Source organism: Candidatus Binatia bacterium, assembly GCA_029243485.1.
Taxonomy (GTDB): Bacteria; Desulfobacterota; Binatia; order UBA12015; family UBA12015; genus VGTG01.
The window spans coordinates 1-15810 of the sequence record JAQWRY010000009.1; the positions used below are offsets into that span (position 1 = coordinate 1).

Here is a 15810-nt window from a genome sequence, read left to right on the forward strand (position 1 = left end):
GTCAACGAATGGAACCAAACCGCGGCGCGGATAACTGGTTTTCACAAGGCTGAGGTGCTTGAGCGCAATTTGGTGAACGACTTCATCACCGATGATTACAAGGCGGCGGTGAAGGAGGTGCTGGATAAGGCGCTTCGTGGAGAGGAAACGAGCAACTACGAATTCCCACTGTTCACCAAGGCGGGCGACCAACTCCATTTGCTATTGAATGCCACATCCAGACGCACAAAGGATCAGGTCATTCTTGGCGTGATCGGAATCGGCCAAGACATCACTGAGCGCAAGGCTACCGAGCGGATGAAGGCGGAGTTCGTTTCAGTGGTTTCTCACGAACTCCGAACCCCTCTCAGTTCGATTAGCGGTTCCCTTAAGTTGCTTGAGCAGGGCCTCGCCGGTCCCCTTCCGAAGGAAGCGGAAGAACTCACCCTGATCGCCAGCCGGAACTGCGGGAGGCTGATTCGACTCGTAAACGACATCCTTGACCTTGAGAAATTTCACGCCGGAATGGTTAAGCTGCGAGTCAATTCGGCTAATTTGTTTGAAATCATTGAGAAGGCCTGCGCGGCGGTGTCCGGCCTCGCGACCGCAGGGCAAGTGTCCGTCTCCCTTCCAAAGAGGATCGACCAACGGCTGGAGGTTGACGAAGATCGAATCGTACAAGTCCTGACCAATCTTCTGGGTAACGCGATCCAGTTTACGCCGGCGGGCGGCAAGATCCATATTGAGCACACCGAGCTCGAAAGCGGTGCTCACAGAATCGCCGTCCGTGACTTTGGTGAGGGGGTTAAGCCAACCGAACACTCAATGATTTTCGACAAGTTCCGGCAACTCGATTCCTCTGACAGTCGAGCCAAGGGCGGAACGGGGCTTGGCTTGGCCATCTGCAAGAGTATCGTCGACCAACATGGAGGGCAGATCGGGGTGGAGAACCCGGCGGACGGCGGAGCCCGGTTCTGGTTCGTGCTTCCTTCCGGCCGCGATTTGGTTACGAAACCCTCTGTGCCTTAGCCTCGCTAGTGGGCTGGCTAAGGAGGCGCACCATCGGAGCGGTGTCGGTTCTGCCTAGTCGCATTCGCTTTCGGATGCCGCTGCGAAACCGACGACACTCCTGGTCGGTTTGTGCCGCTGCCGGCGCCTTCGTGAGCCCAGGTCCAGTTTCGTCATGCCCGAGAGGGGCCACTTCAGGAGGTCTCCCCGAGCCTGCGTGGTGCGAGAAACGAGTCCTTTGCGTAGGTCCGAACTAGCCAAACGCTGATATCGAGCGATTCAAAAATTTGGTATCGGTTTTCGGATCGACCCAAAAAGGGAACGCGTCGATTTCCTGCGTTCGCTTCGTCGTGGCGCATGTCGAAGAAATCAATGGGCTCGACCTCGTGCGGGAGCTTGAGCTCCTCGAGCAGCCAGAGAACCCGGCCCGCACGTGAAGCCGGATGTCCGCACAGGGGCAAATCGGGTTCGTGTGTTTGGGTTGCCCTGTAAGTCCTCTTCGCGGACCTTCTCTCTTGGCGGCGCTGCTGGGGGAGGACGCCGCGGGGCTGTCGGCGACGGCGCACTCGGCTTCTGGACGGCTGTCCGCGAGGTGTGGCCGGAGACGCGAGAGCGGCGGTGCTGGGTTCATTGTCTCGCGAACGAACTCGATAACGATGACTTTCAAGCTCTTGGAGATGGCGGAGAAGCGGTGGCGAAGGCTCAGCGGCCACGCGCTGCTCCCGCTGGACGCACACGGAGTCAAGTACCAGGACGGAATTCAACTGGAGAACAAGGAAGAATGCGCCGCCTGACCACGCCCGGTCCACAGGATTCGCGAAGATCTCCCTGCTCTTGCGTGGTATATATGACCTCAGAGAATGGCGCTTGGTACTCTTCGTTTAGTTTCTTTTGCATTCCGTGCACTGCGGGCGAACGGGGATGTCAACGGGGGAGTGAAGGCAGACTTGTCTTGCCATTCGCCCGTGGTGAGCCCAGCGCTCGGATGACCCAGGACAACGCGGTGGACAATTGTTCTCGCTGAACGAGGCGTACACACGGGGCCGTAGTCGAGATGAACGGCCTATTCGCCCAGGTCGACGGGTAGCCGCCCGCGCGAAGCCTGGAGCGAAGTCGATTTTCGGGGACAGAGCCGCGGCGGCGCAGCCGCAGGGCGGCTCCGCGTCAGGTCTGTCCGGGAAATCCGACAGCAGCAGAGACTCAATTTCTCGATAGGATGGCACCGACCCCGCCGTTTCTGTATCGGTGCTAGCTTGGCGGGGGCAGGATCCGTGGCCATGAGACTGTCCGTCGCTTCAGGCCGCCTCTAAATGATGAAGACACTGAGGTGTGAGTTCCTTTCCGCGATTCCTAGCTTTTAGTGCTTTTGTCTCGATGAGCACAGGAATCCCAATGGAGAACTTTTGAGCGAATCAATAGACAGCATTAAGAGATTGATGAAGAAAATCGATTCTCTTCGAGCACGTCTCAAAAAAAGCGATGAGTCCAGCCGCGACGGAGGCTCGCTCAACTACCTCCTCTTGGAGAGCGCAGCACGACGCGACGCCGTCTTGCAGTGCTCTCTTGATTGCATCGTCACCATCGATTCCGAGGGACTCATCTTAGAGTTCAATCCTGCGGCCGAGGACACCTTCGGGTACAAACGCGACGAGGTGCTGGGCAAGGGAATGGCGAACCTCATCGTGCCCCCCTCGCTACGCGCTGCTCACGAGCAGGGATTGAAGCATTACCTCGTCTCCGGTGAAGGTCCTGTACTCAACCGGCGGATCGAGATCACTGCCGCCCGCTCCAACGGTCAGGAGTTCCCCGTGGAGCTGGCAATCACGCCCTTTCGAATTGGGTCCAAAACGGCATTCACCGCTTTTATCCGTGACATCACGAAACGCAAGAGAGCCGAGGAGACCCTGCGCGAGACCGAGCGTCAGTTGAGAGAGGCGCACAAGCTGGAGGCCGTCGGGAAACTTGCCGGTGGCATTGCCCACGATTTCAATAATCTGTTGACGGTGGTGATCGGGAGTAGCGAACTTATCAAATCAACAAACGACTCCGCGGTCATCAATCAACTCGCTGGGGACATTAAGGAAGCGGCTGACCGAGCTGCTCGACTAACGAGACAACTTCTGACCTTCAGCCGCAAACAAGTCACTGAGTTGGTTGCAGTTGACCTGAACGATTTGGTGAGCAGCGCAGAAGAGACATTAAGGCGACTCATCCCCGCCGAGGTCGAGCTGCAACTAGACCTGGAACCTAACCTCAAAGCCATCCTCGGGGACCTCACTCAGGTCGACCAGGTGATCATGAACCTGGTCGTCAACAGTGGCAACGCGATAGAGGGAGCTGGTCAGATCCGCGTGGTTACGAAGGGCGTCGAGCTGACTTCCGACGAGGTGTTGAGTGGTAATATGGCACCAGGCGGTTACATCCGGCTCGAAGTACAAGATACGGGGAGCGGAATGACCGAAGAGGTGCAGTCGCATATTTTCGAACCCTTCTTCACCACCGCGAACCTTGGTGAGGGGGCCGGGCTCGGGCTTGCCACGGTCTACGGCATCGTTCTGGAGTGCGGGGGGTTTATGGAGGTCGAAAGTGACGTCGGGCACGGCACCTCCTTTTCGATCTACTTCCCCGCGCTGGATTCCCCAGCAGCGCTCCAGGAGCCGCAGCTCAAGGCTTGGGATCCCGCCGGAGGTGCGGAAACGGTCTTGGTGGTGGAGGACGATGAATCGGTCAGGGCGCTTGTCTGCAGGATCCTCAGGTTTGAGGGATACAAGGTTCTGGAAGCCAGCGATGGGCCGCAGGCAATTTTGATCTCCGACCAAACGCACAAAGGGCCGATCGACCTGCTGGTCTCCGACATCCTCATGCCCAATACCGATGGTCGTGATCTGGCCCATCAGTTGTCGCGCTCGCGTCCCGAGATAAAGGTTCTCTTGATGTCGGGGTTTGCCGAGAGCGTCTCTACCGAGGGCCGTCCTAACGACAAGTCAGCCCGGTTTCTGGCCAAGCCCTTCATCCCTTCCGAGCTGAAAACTCTGGTCCGGAATATTCTCGACGACTGATTTGCCGAATTCCATGGTTGCAAAAGGGGCCTACCGGATTTTCGCTTCAAGCTCGTGACCAAGACGCCCGATCTGGAGTCGCAGCGCTTCCCTGAGCTGCCCGGGTTCTTCGGATCAATCGATTATTGAGAGATCGCCCCTGCGGTTCGGGTTGTCATCTTCTCTAACTCGAGATCGAGCTCTGCGAAGAGTTTATTCAGTCGCACATTCTCTTGCTCGAGCGAGCGCAGTTGCTTCGTGTCGCTAGCCGTCATCGAACCGAAGGGCTTCTTCCACGCGTAGATCGTCTGCTCGGCCACGCCGTGCTTCTTAGCCACCGCCGGGGGCCGGTCGGTCTTCCGAAGAATCTTGACCATCTGGTCGTCCGTGGATCTTTTTTTTCGGCTTTCGCTCTCCGTACTGGTTGCCGGAGAAGAAGATTCTCACGTCTCAACTGGGCCGAAAAACGCGGGGTAGGTCACTGGGGTGGGTCACGGTCTGATTGCCGAGTGGGCCGAAAACGGGGGCTTGTAACCAACGAGCTTGCGGCGCAGCAGAGACCCGGCTTCGGATGCTGTCATGCTCACGATTTCATTGGCTGCGACCCGGGTCGCAAGGCGACCGAGGAATGTCTCGAATTCCGCTAGGAAAGCCTCATCTGCCGCTCCGTCGTCCATCATTGCCGGGAGGGCCATCACGATGCCCCAGGTCGAGGCTGCATCGGCGCTGGGAACGGCCGCGTCGAGTTGTTCTTCCCATAATGACAAGTCCCCTTCAGCGATGTTGTCGATCCGCGTATCGATTGAGGTGGTAGCTCGTACCTCTCGATCGCTGTGGGTCACGATTGCGAGGGTTTCCGAAGGGTCTGAGAGGCAGATGTCGTCAGGGTGGGCCAGCCACGAATGGAGCAAGGCGTTGGCATCCGCATCTGCAATTTCGCCGTCGTAGGTGTCGCATACGAAGCTTTGGGAATTCGTCGAGAGCCCGAGCCCGGCGAGCACCGTGGACATGCCGAGGGCGTGAACTTCGGTGAGCCATTCCTGCGACCCGGCTTCGGGGGGCCTCGCGGTGGCGATGCTGAACTGGATTCCCGATGCGGTGACAGGCGTGACTCCGCAGTCTCCGACAAGAGCGTCATAGGTATCATCGACGTATTCGCTGCCGTGCGTGTGGATCCCAATCTCGTGGCCGTCTTCGAGGAGACTGTCAACGAGATCCTGTCCCTCGTCGGTCTCGCACAGTGCGGATGCCATCCCGTAACTCATCTGGAAATTGGCCACGATGTCGTGATGGTTGAGGCTGTTGGCGACCGCAGTGATTAGAGCGGTCGTTTCGGCCCGAAGCTGGAGGTCGACCGTCACCATGTTTGGGTTTTCGTAGGGCTGCCAGTCGTCGTCGAGGTGGGCATGGATAGAGATCATCGTCGGCAAGCTGGATTGGTCGGATTGGCCAGATTGGTCATATTCATCTCTACTGACCTTGGAGTTTCCAATCCCTGACGCCTCCATGCTGACGGTGGCGATTGATTCGTCAACCACCTCCGCGTTGCCGGTGCCGGTGCTGTTGCCACTGCCGCAGGCGCCGGTGATGAGCACGAGCATCGCGGCAGAGAAGAATATTGAGGGCTTCACTTTCGACACATAGGAGATCATGGTTGGCTTGGTCGTGTTTCCCATGCCGAGTCCCTTCGCCGGGCGCGATCGAGATCTTGTGTGCCAAGCGATCTTCCCCGGGCCTGGCTCGGGCAGCGCGGTCTGATCGCCTGGCCACCGTCGGCTCGTCCTGCGCGGTGGTGCGATGGGGTCGGTCTGGACATCAGTGCGCTCCCCCACCAAAGCGAGCCATGGATGACGCCAGCCACGAGGGCCTTGATCGCAATGAACGAGTCTGGTCTCGCAGCGAGAGAGGTATCGAGCGGCGATCTGCGCCGCGAAGACGGGATGTGCACTCATTCGTTCCATGATTTTGCCCCTCATTGTGTGCCCGCCGCTGGGGTAGGGCGGGACGTTTGAGAGGATGCGACATGCAATGGGGGGGCCACACGCCAAACACCTGATTCCAAGGGAAACTAAGGAAGAGTGTCCGGAGCGGACGTACAGACCAGTGACCGATGGCATCAAGTCGTTGCGGCCTCCCGCAGCGCGATTAGCAGGAGCGTCTCCGCGTTTGACCTCGCGAGTTCGAGCGTCGCTCGGCCGGCGTTGTCGAGGCGTTGCCGCTCTGCGAGTTCAAGGAGTCACGCATTTGCGATCAGCTTTTTCAGTAAGGTGTCGAGCCTGCGTGTCGGGCTGCAACGTCGCCCTGCCGTTGGGAGGTCTGTCTACCGCAATCGAGAGTCCCCACGAACCTGAACCTCCCCCGTCCGGATCCGGCCCAGGCGCCGCCGGGCCGCACCGGCGATCTCTTCGAAGATGTTTCTGTCTGAACAGAGCCGCTTTTCGCCGTCTGATGACCGGCTGCGCCCGGATTCCTCGTGGCCGCCGAGATTTGCCGGGTTCGGGCCTTCCTCTGCCCGCCAGCGGCTTCGCCCCGGGCGGGGGCTCCCCGGCGGCAGGTTTGGGGTTGCCTCTGGATGGCGATTGGGGGGAAGAGGGCCTTCATGTTGGCTACCGTCAGGCGCATCAGGTTCGTGCTCGTCGGATTCATGGTCCTGGCGGTCGGCTGCTCGGCATCCCGGATCGGGTCGCGCCCCGAGACGTACGACTACTGCGTCATTGACGAGGACTACGGGTGTCCGGTTTCAGAGAGAAACGGATCCGGAGAACCCGGGGTGATTCAGTTTACGACTCGCCCGGATCCAAGAGCGACTCGATAGCCAGGAGAAGTGATTGGCTCCGGTAGGGCTTCTGGATGAAGCCATCGTAAGCAGTGTTCCAGCCCTCCATCGCCTCCATCGCCTCTTCGGGGTGGCCACTCGATATGAGGATTGGCAGCTCGGCCCGTCTCTTTCTCAACTGCAACCATGTCTCGACTCCACTGATGCCCGGCATTGCGATATCCAAGATCACGAGGCGGAGTGCCGGCCCGATTTCTTCCACCGTAGCAAGCGCCTTTTCTCCATTCGCAGCCAGGTGAACATTGAATCCGACTGCAGCGAGATGCTTCGTCAGCACGGCGCGAATTGGCGCTTCGTCGTCGACAACGAGTACGTCCTGATTCGCAAAAGCTCCTGGATAAACCGAGGAACCGGTTTTCTTCGAGGCGGGGCGAGAGCCCTCTTGAACCGGCAGCAGGAAGGTGAACGTGCTTCCGGACCCCAGCTCCGTCTCGATTTTGAGCAGGCCTTCGTGGCTATCGAGGATGCCGCGTGTGGCCGCCAGTCCGAGCCCGCGTCCGGCGAACTTCGTGGTGAAAAAGGGGTCGAAGATCTTCGTCAGTGTTGCGACATCCATTCCCTCCCCAGTGTCGCACACCGTGACATGGACCACGTTTCCCGAGATCTCTCCATGCTCGATGGATGCACATGTGTCACTCATCGGCGCGGGTCGACCGGTGCCCGTGCCGATTTCGATCTTGCCACTCGCGTCGCCGATTGCATCGGCTGCGTTCGTGATCAAGTTCATCAACACCTGACGAATCTGCGCGGATCCGCCGCGAATGAGCGGGAGATCTTCCTCTAAACGGAAGTCAATCTCGATGCTTTTGGGGATCGTTACAGAGATCAAGTTGGTCAGCTCACGGATCAGCAAGGATAAATCTAGACTCTCTGTCATGAAGGTGGTCTTGCCGGCGTAGGCGAGAAGCTGGCTGGTGAGTTCTGCGGCGGTCGTGGCCGCCACCTCAATATCGGCCAGAGGTCCCTGCATCGGGGAAGCGGAGTGGGTCCCCTCGCGAGCGATCTCCGTATTGCCCAGGACCGTCATGAGGAGGTTGTTGAAGTCGTGAGCGATCCCTCCAGCTAAGAGGCCCAGACCTTCGAGTTTCTGGGCTTGAATCATGGCCTGCGACTCTTGCCGCGCCTGCGTCACATCAGACAGTCGCCAGGCCCTTCCCTGGAGCCCCCGCTTCGTCTCGATGGACAACGTCCTTACTTCGAGAGTCCTCCCGTCGCGCATCGCGAGATCGCACGACTCTGTCCTCGAGGATTCGAATGACGCGTACTCGGGATCCCACATCCGCCGCATTGTTTTCGGAGGCGGTTCGCGAAGCATCTTGCCCAAATAGAGCTGGAGTTGATCACCGTGGCCAAGCATCTCCCGACTGGACATCCCCCAGAGTTTTGCAAACGCCTCGTTGATATAACGAATTTCACCGCTCTGTTCTTTGAAGAGCAGCCCCTCTCCCATCGCCAGGTCGAGAGCCTCCAACAATGCGAAATGCTCATCAGATTCCTCCAGGGCTTTTCTCAGCGCGGTCCGGTCTCTCAGCCGCAGACACATTCCTGCTTGGTGTCCGGGACTTCTCTCAACGGTGGAGACTTCGATCTGGACGAAACTTTCGATTCCCGACGGCGATGTGAATCGATGCTCTCGCGGGTGTGGCGCACTGTTTCTATACTCCGCGAGCGAAAAGCTAGGCATAGCAAGTTCGAAAAGTTCGCCAATCGGAGCTCCGGGCTTCAATCTTCCTTGGCCGAAGAGTTTCTCTGCATTTGGGTTTGCGTAAAGTACCTGGTGGTGGCGGGTGACGATCACGATGGGGTCGGCATCATGGTCGAGCACGCTCGGGAGAGAAACGCGCTCGAGCACAAAGAGGTCGCGGCGCTCTACAGCAAACAGGAAGAGGAGGCAGCTGAGCGCGTAGCCGAGCGCTGTCGGGTCGTACGAGAGAGGGACGGGGCTGAACACGTAGAGCATGTTCATCGACATCGGAACGGAAACGGCGGCGACGAGGAATCGGCACTGCGTGCGTATCGTCGGGTCCTGTACGAAATGCCCCTCCCGCGCATGGACGAACACTGCCGCGCAGAGGGCAGCGTAGTTGATGAGAGCTGTCGCGTACCAGAGCGGTCCGTACTCGCTTCTCGCAAGGGGCCGCGTCTCGATGAACTGCCCGTGCCAGGGGTTCGTGATCAAGCCGATCCAAAGCAGGGCATTGATCGTGACGAGTGCGGGCAAGGCAGACCGAAAGGCAACCTTTCGATAGCCCACCATCTCTGAGAAGCCCGTCGTAAAGAGCCACCAGCCAGGCGCGATCGTCAGCAGACCGGTGTAGGCCATAACCATTCCGCCCCAGCGGATCGCTGAGTCGTTAGGCCAGACTAATGTAAGCAGGTCGCCGAGAGAGAAGATCAGCGCGGAGAAGAAGACCAAGGGGAGTGCCGGCCACAGCACTGCTGGCGGACGCCGGTAAAAGACGTGCGTAGACAGCGCCACCAATAGGACGATCCCAAGTGAGGCTGCTATTTGGGCTTCGAGCATGAATTAATCCATCTGTGCCCCGGAAACTTGCAAGGCATCCGCTTAGATCATGCCACAACTCGGGGCTGCAATCCTTGATCGTATAATCGAGTAGGGAACAGCCGTTTCGGGCTTCACCGGTTGTCGCTTGCGAGGAGTCTGCGAGACAGAAGGCGCACGCGCTCAAGCGCGGGTCCAATGCCAATGCCGCCCTCCCGCCCCTCTGTGCTGGCGTTGCCTGTGAGTCGACCCTGGGGCCGTCCGCTCCTTCGTGGCTGCTCTCCGGATCTGCGCGCAAGCGCGCTTGGCTGCCGGAGCCGTAGTAAATAGCGCCCGCCGAAATGCTCGGCGGTCCCAATTCGAAGCTATCCGGCCGTGGTTGGGAAGCGCTCGGCCTCGTCTACGTCGGGCTCATCAGTCCCGATGGGGTTCGTCGTAGCTTCGAAACCGTTCCATGCGCTGATCGACCACCCCGAGTTCGAACTTCAGATCGTGCCATCCCTGTGTGGGCTCGGATTGATTCCGCTCGCGGGCTGGCTGGCGACCCACCTCAGCGGTCGGCGGGAGGTCGGGCTGCTGGCGGCGGTTCTCGTCCTGCTGCACCCGCAGAGCGGCCTGTTCGCTGTTCGCGTCAAGCAGTTCATATGGGACGCGGCCCTGATGTTGACGGTGCTCGGCATCGGATTGCCCAGCCTGGACCCCACGCGGCTGCCCCCCCCCCGCTCGTGGCGGTCCTCGCGTTCGACGCGTTCGCCGTCCTTTTGTATTTGGGGCGCTTTCAGGACCAGGCGAAGGATTGGCTTCTGCTCTATTGGTAGAGGCACAAGGGGTTCCCGCCGGTGGCCGGGTTCGACATCCCTTGGGTTCAGGTGGCGGCCGCGCGCGCCTATGGACAGTGGCTTCCCCTGGGCTGGCGCGGATTCACGCCGATAGCCGGAGTCGGGGTCGGATAGCTGCCCTTGCACCGGCGGCATCGTGGGCGCAGCTCGTCACGCTCGCACGGCGACTCCGTGTCGTTCTCCCCTTGGCGGTGGCTGTCGTCCTCTTGGTGCGCGTGCCTCTGCCACCTGCGTCTACGGTTCGGGCTTCGGGACGAGTGACAACAAGGATCTCGTCGCACATGGATGACATCGTGCGTGCCGGAGATCTGGTTTACCTCCGGGCTCTTTCTCTCTCGAACGTCGGCTACTGTACGAGTAAGCCGCTCGAGATCCGCCTGTGCGAAATACGCCGATGCCTTGCGGAGGATCTCATTCGCTCGCCGTAGCCTCCGATTCGCGCGCTCCCGCAACTCGGGCGCGTAGCTGCAACGCCCTCCCTCCTCTCCAAGCGTCGTCGCCGCGGTCCTTGCCGCGACGATCTTCATGGTCTCTTGTGGAGACCTTGCGATCGATGGCGCTCCGACCGAGATCGCCCTACAAGACGTGCGCGAGGAGGTGCGCACGTTCGTCGATGTGAGGCGATCGACACCCGCCAATGAGGACTTTGCCGGGAGCTCGTCGCGGCGTCTGGATACGCGTCTCTGGTACGCCGAGCGCGCCCTGCGCCGACCGAGCTGCAGCGGGAGCCGGTGTGCTCTGATTCTCCTCGCGCACGGCTTCGGTGGACGCACAGAGCGCTTCGACGCGATCGGCCAGCGTCTCGCGGCGGCCGGCTACATCATCGCTGCCGTTTCCTTCCCCCTCACCAACCAGGACGCCCCGGGTGGCTTCTTGAATGGTGGCTTCGATGCCGGCCAGCAGCCGGCGGATGTGTCCTTTGTGGTCGACGCTCTGTTGGCCGCGAGTCTCGCTCCGGCGGATGCGCTGTACCAGAGAATCGACGGCGCGAAAGTGGCGGCCGTGGGACACTCCCTCGGTGGCACCACCGTGATCGCGGCCTCCCGCGCTTCTTGTTGCCGCGACACCCGTCTTGTGGCGACAGTGTATGTCGAGCCCGCAACGTTCGCGGTCGAAGCGCTCTTCGGCGAGTCCTACTCACCCTCTGGCCCTCCCACCCTGACGTTCCAGGGCACGTTGGATGTTCCCATCCTGGCGGCAGACACGCGCGCCTTTCACGTCGGTCTGGAGGCGCCGAAGATTCTCGTCGAGATGGTCGGCGGCAACCATGTCAACATGATCGAGCGCCTCCCCACGGGACCGGACCCGTTGCTCGAGGAGGCGGCCGAGATGATGATCGCCTTCTTCGACACCTACGTGGTGGGCGGGCCGGATCGCGTCGGTGAGGTCGCGGCGAGGCTGCGCGCCAGCGGGCATACCGTGAGTGTCGAAGGTTCGGGCTGACGCGTCCCGCGCATGTCCGGCCTCGTGCGAGATTGGCTGTGGCCGCCGGGATCTCGATCGAGGCGAGATTCTCGACGCTGCCTTGGGGCTCGGAAGCGCTTGTGTGTTACATTGCCCCTTCGAGAGACCAGGGATGAAGCCGGCTCTTCAGGAACAGACACAGAGTGCGACGAATCGGGTTGCCGTCGGGGCTCTCGACGTCGAGTACGATGAAGCAGGAGAGGGCGGACGCCCCTTCGTGTTGGTGCACGGGTTCACCGGCTCTCGCGACGACTTCGCCGACGTGCTCGAGCCGCTCGGCGCGCTGGGACGCACGCTGGTCCCCGACGGCCGTGGCCACGGGGGGACGAGCAATCCGGGGAGCGGCTATACGCTCGACCAGCTCACCGCCGATCTGACCGGTTTCATGGACGCGGCCGGTGTTGATCGCTGCGACCTGCTCGGTCATTCCCTCGGCGGGATGGTGGCGCTTCGCTTCGCACTGGCCCATCCCGAGCGACTGGCTTCCTTGGTCTTGATGGATACGGCGGACCGAACGCTGGGGTCTTCGCGATTCGGCGGCTGGGCCCTGCGCAACCTGGTTCGGCGTCTCCCGCCAAGGCTCCTCTGGCGCATGGTTCGGGCGAATCGGAAGCGGCTGCCCGAGCCGATGCGGCGGGCCGAGCAGGACATGGGCCCCGATCTCTATTGGAATCGGCTTCTCGTCAAGCTCGAAGCGTTGGACCCGACCGTGTACTCCGACCTCATGCGCGAGATCATGGGCCAGGAGCCCGTGACCGATCGGCTCGGTGAGATCCGCTGTCCGACACTGGTGCTCGTGGGCGATCAGGACGAGCGATTCCTCGGCCCATCGCGTCGGATGGCGAGGGAGATCCCGTCCGCCCGGCTCGTCGTCATCGCAGATGCACACCACAGCCCCCAGATCGAAGCTCGCGGAGCGTGGCTCGGCGCGATTGGAGAGCATCTCGAGCGCGCCCGCGGGGGCGAAGGCGCGACGTCGGCTCCATCGCGATGAGCTTGGCAACCTGGTTGGCTAAGGGATGAACGGATCGCACTCGATGTCACGCAGCGCCGTGACGAACTGGGCAGCGCCGCCGAGCAGGATCGCATTGGCCGCATTGCCGAAGGCGTCGGGGCCCGCGTCGACCACGCCTTGCAGATCGATCAGGTACTGCTCACTGGTTGCCTGTTGCTCCGCGCCCAACAGTGCGAAGTCGGGCTTGGCCACCGAGATGATCCTGAGGAGATCTGCCGCGTCGTCGTGGGTGGTGAGCGATGCAGTTGCGTCGAGTGGCCCGGTTCAGAGACGGTTGGACCAAATAGGTCGATGAAATAAGAGACACTCCTGGCCCAAACGTAAGGAGAATCCGATGGGAAAGGGAGAAAGTGCGGAGAAGGTCGTCCGTGTCAATTGTAACCGTAGCTAGCCGGCTTCTGTGCATGACGGCAGCCCAGACGAGGGCCATTTCTGACTCGGCGGCTCTGTATCAGTCAGCCCGAAACGTGCCCCCGGGAGCGTCGGGGCACACTTTGGGCGGCCTGTTTTCGAGGAGTTGGTCCGCGAGGTCGAGGCGGCGGCGCTTCTGTCCGATTTGGAGCTTCCGCGCTGCGTCGCCTCTTGGCGTGATCTGAATCGGATTCAGCTGTCCTTACGGGTCAGCGGTTTAGAGAAGTACTTCGAGCCTAGCTGGATCTTCTCGGCGGAGATGGTCCTGCGCGAAAAACCGGAGCCCGACCTCTTTCTCCACGCGGCGTAGCCGCGGGGCGTTTCTCTTCATGTTTTTGGGAGGCTTTTGAACAGTTCAATCGGGCGGTGGCGGCATTCCTTGGATGATTCGGCTGGAAAGTTCCCGGTCATCCTTCCCCTCCCTGCTTCCCGGTTCCCCGCCCGACGGATTTCCGCGGCAGCTGCGCGATCAGGTGTTCGAGCTCCTGGATCGAAAAGGGCTTCTCGATTAGGGGGTTGGAAGTGGGCGAGAACGTCTCGTCAACCCGCCCGGGAAGGAGGCCGGCGGTCATGAAAATGATCCGTGCCTCAAGTTCGGGTTGGCGCCGCCGCACCTCGTCGAGCACGTCGTAACCGGTCAGCTCGGGCATCATGAGGTCACAGAGCACCACGTCGTATTCTTCCCGGAGCATCCTTTCGAGCGCGGTGCGGCCGTTCTTTGCCGTGGTGATGTCGTCGAACGGAAAAGCGTTGCAGAGGTAGTCAAGCACCGACACGTCGTCGTCCGCGATCAAGATTCGCCGAGGCACTGTTGATATCGCCTTCTGGGAGATTGTGGTGTCCTCTGCGCTCCGTTCCACCTCCGAACCCGGGTCCGCGCGGTCCAGAAGGACCGAGAAGGTACTGCCGTCGCCGGGAGTGCTCGTGACGGTGATCTGTCCGCCCCACGAATGGACGATGTTCTGCGCGACGAACAGTCCGATCCCCGTGCCTTCGCCCACCGCCTTCGTCGTAAAGAGAGGTTCGAAAACCCGACGCTGGAGATCCGGGGGAATTCCGCACCCGGTATCGGAAATGTCGATCCGCACCTTCTCTCGGAGGTCTCGGACCTTGATTTCGATGCGGTTCTGGTTTGTCGCTCCAACCGGGATCGAGTGTGCCGCATTGACGAGCAGGTTGACGAGAACCTGGTCGAGCCGCGAGGCGTCGGCGCGGATGAAAAGATCGGGCGTACAATCGGCCCGAAATGATGCACGATTCCGGATCTCGGCCGCGACCAGCCGTGAAACGCGCTCGATTGCAGGAAGCACAGCTACGGATCCAAGCTCTTCCGAACTTCCACGAGAAAAAAGCCTGAGATCCTGTACGAGGTTCACAACACGCTCCAAAGCCTCGAGCGCCGCCCCCACCGCCTTTTCGGCGCGGTCTTCCGTAAGTTGCCCCATGCGAAGCAACTCGAGATTTCCAAGCACTGCCGTGAGAGGGTTGTTGATCTCGTGTGCGAGGCCAGCCGCGAGATTCCCCATGGACGCGGCGCGCTCGGTCCTCACCAGACGCTCTTGCAGGTAGGCGCGTCGTTCGATCTCCTCCTTCAGTTCGAGATTGGCTGCTTCCAGCAAGTGACGCGAGAATAGGCGCTGACTGGCGAGCGCCGAGAGGATGATGCCGATCGCCAACACGGCCGAGAGTCGGTTGGCGAGGCTTTGCTCCGCGTGACGCGCTGGCGGGATGCGATCGGCGATCTCGAAGCCGTACTGGGGAGCGAACCAGAACAGCAACATGATCAGACCGACGAGGAGGGCGAACACCCAACCGGCTCGAGCGTCGACGAGAAGGCCCGCCAGGATCGGGAACACGTAGAGCCACCCAAAATTCGGGTCGTAGAAGCCGCCGGAGTACAGGTTGCTGAACACTAGCAGGCTGAAAAGCAGCGATGTGACCAACCAACCGCCCCGTCTGCTGTCTGCATGGCTTCGTGCCCAGAGCACGCTGCCGATGCTACCTACGACCGTGAAAACGACCATGCCCGAGACTTCGGGGATTCCGAGCGAGATGTATTGGTAGACGAAGAACGGAGCCATCGCGCTCGTCATCAGAGTCACGATCGTCAGCACGCGAAGTCGGCGCGTTTCCTCTGCACTCTCGATTTCGGAAGAATCCATGTCGCGCCCGGTAAATGGCTTGTGGGGGCATTGCCAGTAAACGATTTCACTACAATAATCAATCTTCTTGTCTTCTTGATTGGGCCGTGCGCCGTTGTCCCGGCTTAAGGCGAAACGACACCAGGAGCCCCAGCACGGCGGCAGCGGTAAGTTCGGGGCCAAGTCTTTGCGGCGGCACAGAGCGGCAATGCTCTCCTCGCCACGCAGCCCCTCCAGGAAGATGCGGTCTCCTCTTCCACCGAAAGGCTGTAGTCGAGATAAATGGGCTTTTCGCCCAGGTCGACAGGCAGCCGCCCCTGACCCGCCCCCGGTTGTCGTACCAGCCGCTACGTTAGAGCAGCGCTCTCCATGGGTGTAAAGATCCCACGCCGGAACGGCAGCGGTTCGATCGCCTCGGGAGCAGGAGCTCTATAACCGAGGGCGCTGTGCGGTCGGACGTGGTTGTACTCGAGCCGCCACCATTGGGTCAGGATCTTTGCCTCCTGCACCGTGTAGAAGATCTCGCCGTTGAGAAGTTCATCGCGAAGCCTTCCGTTGAAGCTCTCGATGTAGCCG

At 60.7% G+C, this 15810-nt stretch carries 11 protein-coding genes and 1 pseudogene; 6 read left to right on the forward strand and 6 right to left on the reverse strand.

Annotation, left to right across the window (positions count from 1 at the left end; translation table 11 throughout):
• The 3 genes from P8R42_04830 to P8R42_04840 form a co-directional block, all read left to right on the forward strand.
• Positions 1 to 1008, forward strand: a 1008-nt coding sequence (locus P8R42_04830) for a PAS domain-containing sensor histidine kinase (GenBank protein ID MDG2303973.1), incomplete at its 5' end; no start/stop codon positions are given.
• 635 nt (positions 1009 to 1643) lie between these two features.
• Complete coding sequence (locus P8R42_04835; protein ID MDG2303974.1) at positions 1644 to 1781, forward strand: hypothetical protein; 138 nt, start codon at positions 1644 to 1646, stop codon at positions 1779 to 1781.
• 642 nt (positions 1782 to 2423) lie between these two features.
• Positions 2424 to 4046 (forward strand): PAS domain S-box protein, encoded by a 1623-nt coding sequence (locus P8R42_04840; protein MDG2303975.1) that lies wholly within the window; start codon positions 2424 to 2426, stop codon positions 4044 to 4046.
• A gap of 122 nt (positions 4047 to 4168) precedes the next feature.
• Here the strand turns inward: P8R42_04840 and P8R42_04845 are convergent.
• The 3 genes and pseudogenes from P8R42_04845 to P8R42_04855 all read right to left on the reverse strand — a co-directional run bounded on the left by P8R42_04845 (position 4169) and on the right by P8R42_04855 (position 9385).
• A pseudogene (locus tag P8R42_04845) lies at positions 4169 to 4411 on the reverse strand (transposase).
• A 105-nt stretch (positions 4412 to 4516) separates the two neighbouring features.
• Positions 4517 to 5701, reverse strand: a complete 1185-nt coding sequence (locus P8R42_04850) for a hypothetical protein (protein MDG2303976.1) — start codon at positions 5699 to 5701, stop codon at positions 4517 to 4519.
• Positions 5702 to 6805: 1104 nt separating this feature from the next.
• Positions 6806 to 9385, reverse strand: coding sequence for a histidine kinase N-terminal 7TM domain-containing protein (locus P8R42_04855; GenBank protein MDG2303977.1), 2580 nt, complete (start codon positions 9383 to 9385; stop codon positions 6806 to 6808).
• Positions 9386 to 10728: 1343 nt separating this feature from the next.
• Between P8R42_04855 and P8R42_04860 the strand changes: the two genes are divergently transcribed.
• Both P8R42_04860 and P8R42_04865 read left to right on the forward strand, forming a co-directional pair.
• Positions 10729 to 11646 (forward strand): alpha/beta fold hydrolase, encoded by a 918-nt coding sequence (locus tag P8R42_04860; protein ID MDG2303978.1) that lies wholly within the window; start codon positions 10729 to 10731, stop codon positions 11644 to 11646.
• 133 nt (positions 11647 to 11779) lie between these two features.
• Complete coding sequence (locus P8R42_04865; GenBank protein MDG2303979.1) at positions 11780 to 12661, forward strand: alpha/beta hydrolase; 882 nt, start codon at positions 11780 to 11782, stop codon at positions 12659 to 12661.
• A gap of 18 nt (positions 12662 to 12679) precedes the next feature.
• On the opposite strand, the gene P8R42_04870 is transcribed toward P8R42_04865, so the two are convergent.
• Positions 12680 to 12874, reverse strand: coding sequence for a hypothetical protein (locus P8R42_04870; GenBank protein ID MDG2303980.1), 195 nt, complete (start codon positions 12872 to 12874; stop codon positions 12680 to 12682).
• Positions 12875 to 13199: 325 nt separating this feature from the next.
• Here P8R42_04870 and P8R42_04875 point away from each other — a divergent pair, with 325 nt between their 5' ends.
• Positions 13200 to 13403 carry a hypothetical protein gene (locus tag P8R42_04875; protein ID MDG2303981.1) on the forward strand — a complete coding sequence of 68 codons (204 nt, stop codon included), beginning with the start codon at positions 13200 to 13202 and terminating at the stop codon, positions 13401 to 13403.
• A 97-nt stretch (positions 13404 to 13500) separates the two neighbouring features.
• Here the strand turns inward: P8R42_04875 and P8R42_04880 are convergent, their stop codons facing one another.
• Both P8R42_04880 and P8R42_04885 read right to left on the reverse strand, forming a co-directional pair.
• Positions 13501 to 15255: an ATP-binding protein gene (locus P8R42_04880; protein MDG2303982.1), complete on the reverse strand. Its 1755-nt coding sequence runs from the start codon at positions 15253 to 15255 to the stop codon at positions 13501 to 13503.
• 326 nt (positions 15256 to 15581) lie between these two features.
• On the reverse strand, positions 15582 to 15810 hold a 229-nt coding region (locus tag P8R42_04885; protein ID MDG2303983.1), incomplete at its 5' end, for a transposase.

Coding starts and splice junctions, on each gene's coding strand:
- P8R42_04855 (MDG2303977.1), bottom strand. CDS start 9,385: ATGCTCGAAGCCCAAATAGCAGCCTCACTTGGGATCGTCCTATTGGTG.
- P8R42_04865 (MDG2303979.1), top strand. CDS start 11,780: ATGAAGCCGGCTCTTCAGGAACAGACACAGAGTGCGACGAATCGGGTT.
- P8R42_04880 (MDG2303982.1), bottom strand. CDS start 15,255: ATGGATTCTTCCGAAATCGAGAGTGCAGAGGAAACGCGCCGACTTCGC.
- P8R42_04840 (MDG2303975.1), top strand. CDS start 2,424: ATGAAGAAAATCGATTCTCTTCGAGCACGTCTCAAAAAAAGCGATGAG.
- P8R42_04835 (MDG2303974.1), top strand. CDS start 1,644: ATGACTTTCAAGCTCTTGGAGATGGCGGAGAAGCGGTGGCGAAGGCTC.
- P8R42_04850 (MDG2303976.1), bottom strand. CDS start 5,701: ATGGGAAACACGACCAAGCCAACCATGATCTCCTATGTGTCGAAAGTG.
- P8R42_04860 (MDG2303978.1), top strand. CDS start 10,729: ATGGTCTCTTGTGGAGACCTTGCGATCGATGGCGCTCCGACCGAGATC.